Source organism: Pseudomonas sp. WC1 (assembly GCF_050586565.1).
GTDB lineage: Bacteria > Pseudomonadota > Gammaproteobacteria > Pseudomonadales > Pseudomonadaceae > Aquipseudomonas.
Window position 1 is genome coordinate 69909 of sequence record NZ_JBOBDQ010000021.1, and the last position, 7842, is coordinate 77750.

The following is a 7842-nucleotide window of genomic DNA, read 5'->3' on the forward strand; positions in this document are numbered from 1 at the left end:
ACACTCCCCCTTGCTTGAACCGGGATAACCGAAGCACTGCCTCGAAACCCGATGGACCTGACCCTTGCCGGTCAACCGTCGGGACAAATGGGTCCGGACCTTGGCCGGCCTGTTTATCGGAGGCAATACAATGAGCCCGCGTATCTGGCTGCTGGCCCTGGCGACTTTCGTCACGGGCATGGCAGAAAACATCACGGTCGGCATCCTGCCGGCCCTGGCCGATGGCCTGCAAGTCCCGCTCGGTATCGCCGGGCAGCTGACCACGGTGTTCTCCCTGAGCTTCGCCCTCGCCGCGCCCTTTTCTCCCCTGCTGACCACACGCCTGCCCTTGCGCCGCCTGCTGTGCGCCACCCTGGCGATCTTTGCCCTGTGCAACCTGGCAGCAGCCCTGGCGCCTGGCTATACCGCGTTGCTGGTGGCGCGCATAGGCATGGCCGCGACCAGCGCCCTGACCTGCCTGACTTGCACCCTGATGGCCACGCGCATGGTGCCCGAGGCCCTGCGTGGCCGCGCCATCGGGGTGATCTTCATGGGCATCTGCAGCTCGCTGGTGCTGGGGGTGCCGGCCGGAATGCTGCTGTGCGACGTGCTGGGCTGGCGTGGCGTCTTCACCGGGCTGAGCGTGCTGGCAATGGCAGTGCTGCTGATGGCCTGGCAAGGGTTGCCGCAGTTGCAGAGCAGCGAACGCATCGCCCTGCACAGCTATGTCCGCCATCTGCGCGACAGCCGCCTGATGGCAGCTCAGGGCGTGTCGTTGCTGATGATTGCCGGGCACTTCACGGTCTTTGCCTACCTGGCCCCCTATGCCCACCAGGTCGCCGACATTCCGCTGCAGTGGCTGGCGGCAGTGTTCGCCGCCTTCGGCATCGCCGGTGTTTCGGGCGGCTATGTCGGCGGCTGGATGGCGGACCGGCTCGGCGCAGGCCGCTCCATCGCGCTGGCGCCGCTGCTCTATCTCGCCAGCTTGCTGGTACTGCCCTTGAGCGTGGGCACGCCATGGTTGTTCCTGGCGACCATGATGCTCTGGGGCGGGCTGAGCTGGACCACCTCACCGGTGGTGCAGAGCTACCTGGCGACCCGTGGCCCGGACACCTTCCCGGCCGGCATGAGCCTGAACATGTCGGCCATGCACCTCGGTGTCGGACTGGGTTCGGCCATCGGCGGCGTGGTGATCACCGGGGCGACGCTGGCGGCCACCCCCTGGGCCGGCGCCGCGCTGACCGCGTTGGCGGCAGGCCTGGCGTTCTGGTCGACCCGCCCTCCTGCCGAGCCAGGCTTCAGCGAGCGCGAACCGGCGTAGCGACCTGCTGCTCCTGCTCGAAGGCGTCGGCCAGGTAGTCGATCAGCTTGCGCACCGCGGGCATCAACCCGCGCCGGGAAGGGAACAGCGCCACCACCTCCCCTTCCCGTGGCGCCCAGTCGTCGAGGACATGCACCAGCCGCCTGTCAGCCAGGTCGGCACGCACCGCCTCCTCGGGCAGGAGCACCGCGCCCACGCCGGCCAGGGCGGCCTCGCGCAGCACCGCGAGATCGTCCGATACCACGCGGGGGCGATGGCGCACGGCAGCCTCGGCGCCAGCAGGCCCGACCAGCATCCAGGTGGCGTCCTGCACATTGGCGCCCCAGTTCAGGCTCGGCAGGAGCTGGAGCCCTTCCGGCGACACGGGCCGCCCGTGTTCGGCCAGCAGGCCCGGCGCAGCCACCAGGCACTGACGGCTCGGGGCCAGGCGACGCATCACCAGCTCGCTGCTTTCCAATGGCTGGTGCTGCACGCTCAGCACCAGGTCAAAGCCCTCGCCGATCACATCCACCCGACGGTTGTAGCTCTTGACCAACAACTCGACCACCGGACATTGCGCCATGAAGCGCGCCAGCATCGGCGCCAGGCGTGAATCGAGCAGCGCGGTGCTGCTGGCCAGGCGCACGATGCCACGGGGCTCGGCGCGGTTGCGCTCGACGGCATCCTCGGCGGCGACGGCCTGCTCGAGCATGCCCAGGCAATGGCGGTAATACTCCAGGCCCACCTCGGTTACCTGGAACTGCCGCGTGGAGCGCTGGATCAGGCGCACGCCCAGGCGCTCCTCGAGCTTGGCCACGCGCCGGCTGAGGCGTGACTTGGGCAGGCCAAGGATGCGCCCGGCGGGCGCAAAGCCGCCGTGCTCCACCACCTTGGCATAGAGATAAAGGTCGTTCAGGTCGAACATCGGCAACACTCGTCCACGGCTCACCGCTGCATCATCCGCCATTCTCCAGGGATCGTCACAGGGGCCGTGGGCGTCACCAGGCCCAGGCCCCGGCAACGGGGCCCGGGCTGGCGGTCACTTGGCCAGCTTGCTGTAGCTGGTCATCAGGTTGCGGTAGTCGGGAATGTGGTTGGAGAACAGCGTGCCCAGCCCTTCGATGTCGTTGCGCCAGTCACGGTGCAGCTCGCAGGCTACGCCGAACCAGGTCATCAGCTGGGCGCCGGCGGCTTCCATGCGGCGCCAGGCCGAGTCGCGGGTCAGTTCGTTGAAGGTGCCGGAAGCGTCGGTGACCACGAACACTTCGAAGCCCTCCTCCAGCGCCGACAGCGCCGGGAAGGCCACGCACACCTCGGTGACCACACCGGCGATGATCAGTTGTTTCTTTCCGGTGGCCTTCACCGCCTTGACGAAGTCCTCGTTGTCCCAGGCGTTGATGTTGCCGGGGCGGGCGACGTAGGGCGCCTCGGGGAACTGCTCCTTGAGCTCGGGTACCAGCGGGCCGTTGGGGCCGGTCTCGAAGCTGGTGGTGAGGATGGTCGGCAACTTGAAGTACTTGGCCAGGTCGGCCAGCGCCAGCACGTTGTTCTTGAACCGGTCCGGGTCGATGTCGCGCACCAGCGACAACAGGCCGGTCTGGTGATCGACCAGCAGTACCGCGGCGTTGTTCTTGTCCAGACGCTTGTATTGGAATGCCATGATAGATCTCCTTGCTTGGATGGGAAACAACCAGGTTCAGTTGCGCTGCGAGTCCAGTTGCTCATGGCCGGTGACGACGGCCTGGGCCTTGGCGTAGCTCTCGATCAACAGTTGATAGTGCGGGAACACCGCGCTGTAGGCCTCGGCCCACTGCGCGGCATCCGGGCGGTTCCAGGTGCGCTGCACCTCGGAGCAGACGGCGGCGGTGTCCATCGGCACCACGCCGGCCTGGACCACCCGCGCCAAGGTCACTTCCTGGGCCATCTTGGAGTAGGTGCCTGACGCGTCGATGACCGCGAACACCTGGTAGCCGGCGGCCACCGCACTGATGCTGGGGAAGGCCATGCACACGCTGGTGATGGTGCCGGCGATGATCAGTTGCTTGCGCCCAGTGGCCTTCACCGCAGCGACGAACTCGGGGTTGTCCCAGGCGTTGATCTCACCTTTGCGGGCCACGTATTGCGCGTGTGGCGCAGCCTCGTGGATTTCCGGGATCAACGGGCCGTTGGGACCCTGGGGTACCGAGGCGGTGGTGATGACCGGGATCTTCGCCAGACTGGCGACCTTGGCCAGGGTGATGGCGTTGGCCCGCAGTTCGGTCATGGGCATGTCCTTGACCGTCTGGAACAGGCCACTCTGGTGGTCGATCAGCAGCATCGTGGCGTTGTCGGGGTCGATGCGTGGCACTTGGCCTTCGAAGTTGGCGGCTTGCGAGAAATTGCTCATCGTTCTCTCCTCTTGGTGTGAGAACAGGCCATCCTGGCCGCTGCGGTCGGGCCGCGCCCCACACATCCACAGTGGGGACTATGAGAGTAGGCAACGCAGGCTGAACGAAGCGACCGTCAGTCGGCGGGCCGTGGCAAATGCCCGTGCGGCCTGTGGCCAGGCGGGCGGCAGGGCTAACGGTAGAGAGGAGAGATGCGGCCCGGTAGGCCCATGGGTGAACCCTCAGAGTTGCGCTGGGAGAACGATGATGAAATGCCAGCGCGCAATCACCGATCCGATGGATCGGCGATTTTCAGCAGCGCTTGGTCGATAACTTGGTCGGTTACTTGGTCGGTCAGCCCATTGGTTCACGATTTCCTGAACTGATTATTTGTCCACAGCGATTTTTCCCCCCGCCTGCCCCCACCAGAATCGCTTCACCAACAATCACAATAAACCGTGAGGCCACTCCCGTGGACCAGACACTCCAGGTACGGCAGGCCGCCGCCGACCTCGTCGCCGCCTTCGCCAGCAACGACACCGCCCGCTACTTCGCCTGCTTCAGCGAAGACGCCACCTTCCTCTTCCACACCTTGCCGCAACCGCTGCTGTCGCGCCGTGCCTATGAAGATCTCTGGGCCAGCTGGCAGGCGGACGGTTTCGCCGTGCTCGGCTGCGAGTCGAGCAATGTCCAGGTGAGCCTGCAGGGCGACGTGGCGATCTTCATGCACGACGTGGCCACGCGCCTGCGCGTCGCCGGCGAGATCCTCGACCAGAACGAGCGCGAGACCATCGTCTTCCGTCTGCACGGCGACCGCTGGCTGGCCTGTCACGAGCACCTGTCGGTCGTCTCGCCGGCCTGATCCCCTTTCAAGCGGCCCTGCCGCACTGCCATCGCACCCACAACAAGGCCGCCCGACGGCCGACAACATTCGCGCTGGAGCATCACCATGAGCCACTCGACCGGTATCGAGACCAATGGCGTCGAACAGATCCCCGACGATCAACGCGACGCCGCCCCGCTGGACCTGTTCCGCCTGATCTTCGGCGGTGCCAATACCTTCGCCACCGCCGTGCTGGGCAGCTTCCCGGTGCTGTTCGGGCTGTCGTTCCAGGCCGGGGTCTGGGCGATCCTGCTCGGCGTCGGCGTGGGTGCGCTGATCCTCGCGCCGATGGGCCTGTTCGGCGCGCTCAACGGCACCAACAACGCGGTATCGTCCGGCGCGCACTTCGGTGTGCACGGGCGTATCGTCGGCTCGTTCCTGTCGCTGCTGACCGCCGTCGCGTTCTTCTCGCTATCGGTATGGAGCTCCGGCGATGCCCTGGTCGGCGGCGCCAAGCGCCTGGTCGGCCTGCCGGAAACCGACCTGACCCTCGGCCTGGCCTACGGCCTGTTCGCGATACTGGTGCTGGTGGTGTGCATCTTTGGCTTCCGCTTCATGCTGTGGGTCAACAAGATTGCGGTGTGGGCCTCGAGCCTGCTGTTCCTGCTGGGCATCTTCGCTTTCGCCGGGCCCTTCGATGCAGGCTACGCCGGCAGCGTCAACCTCGGCCAGGCAGGCTTCTGGGCGGCGTTCGTCGGCGCGGCGATCCTGGCCATGAGCAACCCGGTGTCGTTCGGCGCCTTCCTCGGCGACTGGTCGCGCTACATCCCGCGGCAAACGCCCAAGTCGCGCATCATGCTGGCGGTGATCCTCGCCCAGGCCGCCACGCTGATCCCGTTCCTGTTCGGCCTGTGCACCGCCACCCTGGTGGCCAGCGAGGCACCGGACTACATCGCCGCCAACAACTACGTCGGCGGCCTGCTGGCGATCTCGCCGGGCTGGTTCTTCCTGCCGGTGTGCCTGATCGCGGTGATCGGCGGCATGTCCACCGGCACCACAGCGCTGTACGGCACCGGCCTGGACATGTCCAGCGTGTTCCCGCGCCTGCTCAGCCGCGCCGCCGCTACCTTGTTGATCGGCGTGCTGGCCATCGGCTTCATCTTCGTCGGCCGCTTCACCTTCAACCTGGTGCAGAGCGTGTCGACATTCGCCGTGCTGATCATCACCTGCACCAGCCCGTGGATAGTGATCATGATCCTCGGCCTGATCACCCGCCGCGGCTTCTACCATGCCGACGACCTGCAAGTGTTCACCCGTGGCCAGCAAGGCGGTCACTACTGGTTCGACCACGGCTGGAACTGGCGCGGCATGGGCGCGTGGATCCCCAGCGCGGTGGTTGGCCTGTGCTTCGTCAACCTGCCCGGGCAGTTCGTCGGCCCGCTGGGCGAGCTCGCCGGCGGCATCGACCTGAGCCTGCCGGTGACCCTCGGAATCGCCGCCGTGCTGTACCTGATCCTGCTCAACCTGTTCCCTGAACCTGCTGGCGTGTATGGCCCCCTGGGCCCGCGCTGGGTGCGTTGCAAAAGCACGCCGGTAAAGCCCGTGACCACTGCCGAAATGGCCTGACTGGAATCCGACCATGACCACTCCTCACTACATCGACGGCCGCTGGGTCGAAGGCCAGGGCAGCGACTGTATCGTTGTCCACAACCCGTCCGACGGCCAGGCGTTCGCCGAACTGATGGCCGCCAGCAGCGCCCAGGTCGACCAAGCCGTTGCCGCCGCGCGCCGGGCCCTGGCGGCCTGGAAGACGGTCAGCGCCACCGAGCGTGCCAACTACCTGCGCGGCTTCGCCGAACAGCTGGGCCAGCGCCGCGACGAATTGATCACCCTGCAGATGCGCAACAACGGCAAGCCGCGCCACGAGGCCGAGATCGACCTCGACGACGCCATCGCCACCTTCACCTACTACGCCGACCTGGCCGAGCAGTTACCGGCGAAGAACCGCGACGTACCCCTGGCCGCGCCGGGCTTCACCGCCCGCACCCGCCTTGAGCCGGTGGGCGTGGTCGGCCTGATCGTGCCGTGGAACTTCCCGCTGGTGACCAGCGCCTGGAAGCTCGCCCCGGCCCTCGCGGCCGGCTGCACCGTGGTGCTCAAGCCCTCCGAAATCACCCCGCTGATCGAGCAGGCCTACGGCCAGATCGCCGAGCTGCTTGGCCTGCCGGCCGGCGTGCTGAACATCGTGGGCGGCAAGGCCGAGACCGGCGCTGCGCTGAGCGGCCACAACGGCCTGGACAAGCTGTCATTCACCGGCAGCAACGGCGTCGGCAGCCAGGTGATGCGCGCCGCCGCGGCCCAGTGCCGGCCGGTAACGCTGGAGCTGGGCGGCAAGTCGGCCATCGTGGTGTTCGACGATTGCGATGTCGACCAGGCGGTGGAGTGGATCGTCGCCGGAATCACCTGGAACGCCGGGCAGATGTGCTCGGCCACCTCGCGCCTGCTGGTGCAGGACGGCATCGCCGATGCCCTGCTGCCGCGCTTGCAGGCGGCGCTGGCGGCGTTGCGCGTGGGCAACCCGCTATCTGAAGAAGTGGACATGGGACCGCTGACCAGCCAGGCGCAGTGGCTCAAGGTCGCCGGCTATTTCGCCACAGCCCGCGAAGAAGGCCTGAAGTGCCTGACCGGCGGCACCGCACTGGACCGCGACGGCTGGTTCGTCAGCCCGACGTTGTATGTGGATGTACCGGTAAGCAGTCGCCTGTGGGGCGAAGAAATCTTCGGCCCGGTGCTGTGCGCGCGGCGCTTCGGCAGCGAGGCCGAGGCCATCACCCAAGCCAACGACAGCCGCTTCGGGTTGGTCGCCACCGTGTGCTCCACCGACCTGGAGCGCGCCGAGCGCGTGGCCGATGCGCTGGAGGTGGGGCATGTATGGATCAACTCTGTGCAGGCGGTGTTTGTCGAAACTTCGTGGGGCGGCACCAAGGGCAGCGGGATCGGACGTGAGCTCGGGCCTTGGGGGCTTTCGGGGTATCAGTCGGTGAAGCATGTGACGCGGTGCTTGGGGTGATTTTTAAGCGTCCCTTTTAAAGAAAGGGGGAGGCAGGCAGGTGTTCGACGACTGCCTTGCAGCGCCTGTCAGATCGAGCGCCGTCCACACGGCGCATCGCTGGCAAGCCAGCTCCCACATTTGTTTCGGGCCAGTCTCTCCTGTGAGGTTATCGCTGCCCGCCTTGGTGGATGTCTTGAGAAAGGTGGAGCGCCGTGGTGCCCCCACTGAAACTGCGTCGTACTCACAAGGCGTACAGCCGCGGCAGCGCAGGCATAACTGGCCCGAAACAAATGTGGGAGCTGGCTTGCCAGCGATGCGCCGC

At 66.7% G+C, this 7842-nt stretch carries 7 protein-coding genes; 4 read left to right on the top strand and 3 right to left on the bottom strand.

The window, feature by feature from the left end:
* The first annotated feature begins 130 nt into the window (after positions 1-130).
* Positions 131-1300, top strand: coding sequence for an MFS transporter (locus tag ACQ4OD_RS12270; RefSeq protein WP_430944361.1), 1170 nt, complete (start codon positions 131-133; stop codon positions 1298-1300).
* Here ACQ4OD_RS12270 and ACQ4OD_RS12275 read toward each other — a convergent pair.
* From ACQ4OD_RS12275 to ACQ4OD_RS12285, 3 genes are all read right to left on the bottom strand, one after another.
* Positions 1278-2204: a LysR substrate-binding domain-containing protein gene (locus ACQ4OD_RS12275; protein ID WP_198755658.1), complete on the bottom strand. Its 927-nt coding sequence runs from the start codon at positions 2202-2204 to the stop codon at positions 1278-1280. The two genes, ACQ4OD_RS12270 and ACQ4OD_RS12275, sit on opposite strands and share 23 nt — an antisense overlap.
* 114 nt (positions 2205-2318) lie before the next feature.
* The gene (ycaC, locus tag ACQ4OD_RS12280; protein WP_023632674.1) at positions 2319-2939 is read right to left on the bottom strand and encodes an isochorismate family cysteine hydrolase YcaC; all 621 of its coding nucleotides are present in this window, start codon (positions 2937-2939) and stop codon (positions 2319-2321) included.
* 36 nt (positions 2940-2975) lie between these two features.
* A complete protein-coding gene (locus tag ACQ4OD_RS12285; protein WP_102683840.1) occupies positions 2976-3665 on the bottom strand; it encodes a hydrolase in 690 nt (229 codons plus the stop codon).
* Between the two features lie 452 nt (positions 3666-4117).
* Between ACQ4OD_RS12285 and ACQ4OD_RS12290 the strand changes: the two genes are divergently transcribed.
* The 3 genes from ACQ4OD_RS12290 (at position 4118) to ACQ4OD_RS12300 (ending at position 7538) form a co-directional block, all read left to right on the top strand.
* Entirely contained in the window at positions 4118-4507 is a 390-nt protein-coding gene (locus ACQ4OD_RS12290; protein ID WP_198755655.1) for a YybH family protein, read from the top strand.
* An 87-nt stretch (positions 4508-4594) separates the two neighbouring features.
* A complete protein-coding gene (locus tag ACQ4OD_RS12295) occupies positions 4595-6094 on the top strand; it encodes a purine-cytosine permease family protein (protein WP_430944362.1) in 1500 nt (499 codons plus the stop codon).
* 13 nt (positions 6095-6107) lie between these two features.
* Positions 6108-7538, top strand: coding sequence for an aldehyde dehydrogenase family protein (locus tag ACQ4OD_RS12300; RefSeq protein WP_430944363.1), 1431 nt, complete (start codon positions 6108-6110; stop codon positions 7536-7538).
* Positions 7539-7842: the final 304 nt, after the last annotated feature.

What these genes read in the sequence shown, in the direction of transcription:
- ACQ4OD_RS12300 (WP_430944363.1), top strand. Translation starts at nt 6,108, where the DNA reads ATGACCACTCCTCACTACATCGACGGCCGCTGGGTCGAAGGCCAGGGC.
- ACQ4OD_RS12270 (WP_430944361.1), top strand. Translation starts at nt 131, where the DNA reads ATGAGCCCGCGTATCTGGCTGCTGGCCCTGGCGACTTTCGTCACGGGC.
- ACQ4OD_RS12285 (WP_102683840.1), bottom strand. Translation starts at nt 3,665, where the DNA reads ATGAGCAATTTCTCGCAAGCCGCCAACTTCGAAGGCCAAGTGCCACGC.
- ACQ4OD_RS12295 (WP_430944362.1), top strand. Translation starts at nt 4,595, where the DNA reads ATGAGCCACTCGACCGGTATCGAGACCAATGGCGTCGAACAGATCCCC.
- ycaC (WP_023632674.1), bottom strand. Translation starts at nt 2,939, where the DNA reads ATGGCATTCCAATACAAGCGTCTGGACAAGAACAACGCCGCGGTACTG.
- ACQ4OD_RS12275 (WP_198755658.1), bottom strand. Translation starts at nt 2,204, where the DNA reads ATGTTCGACCTGAACGACCTTTATCTCTATGCCAAGGTGGTGGAGCAC.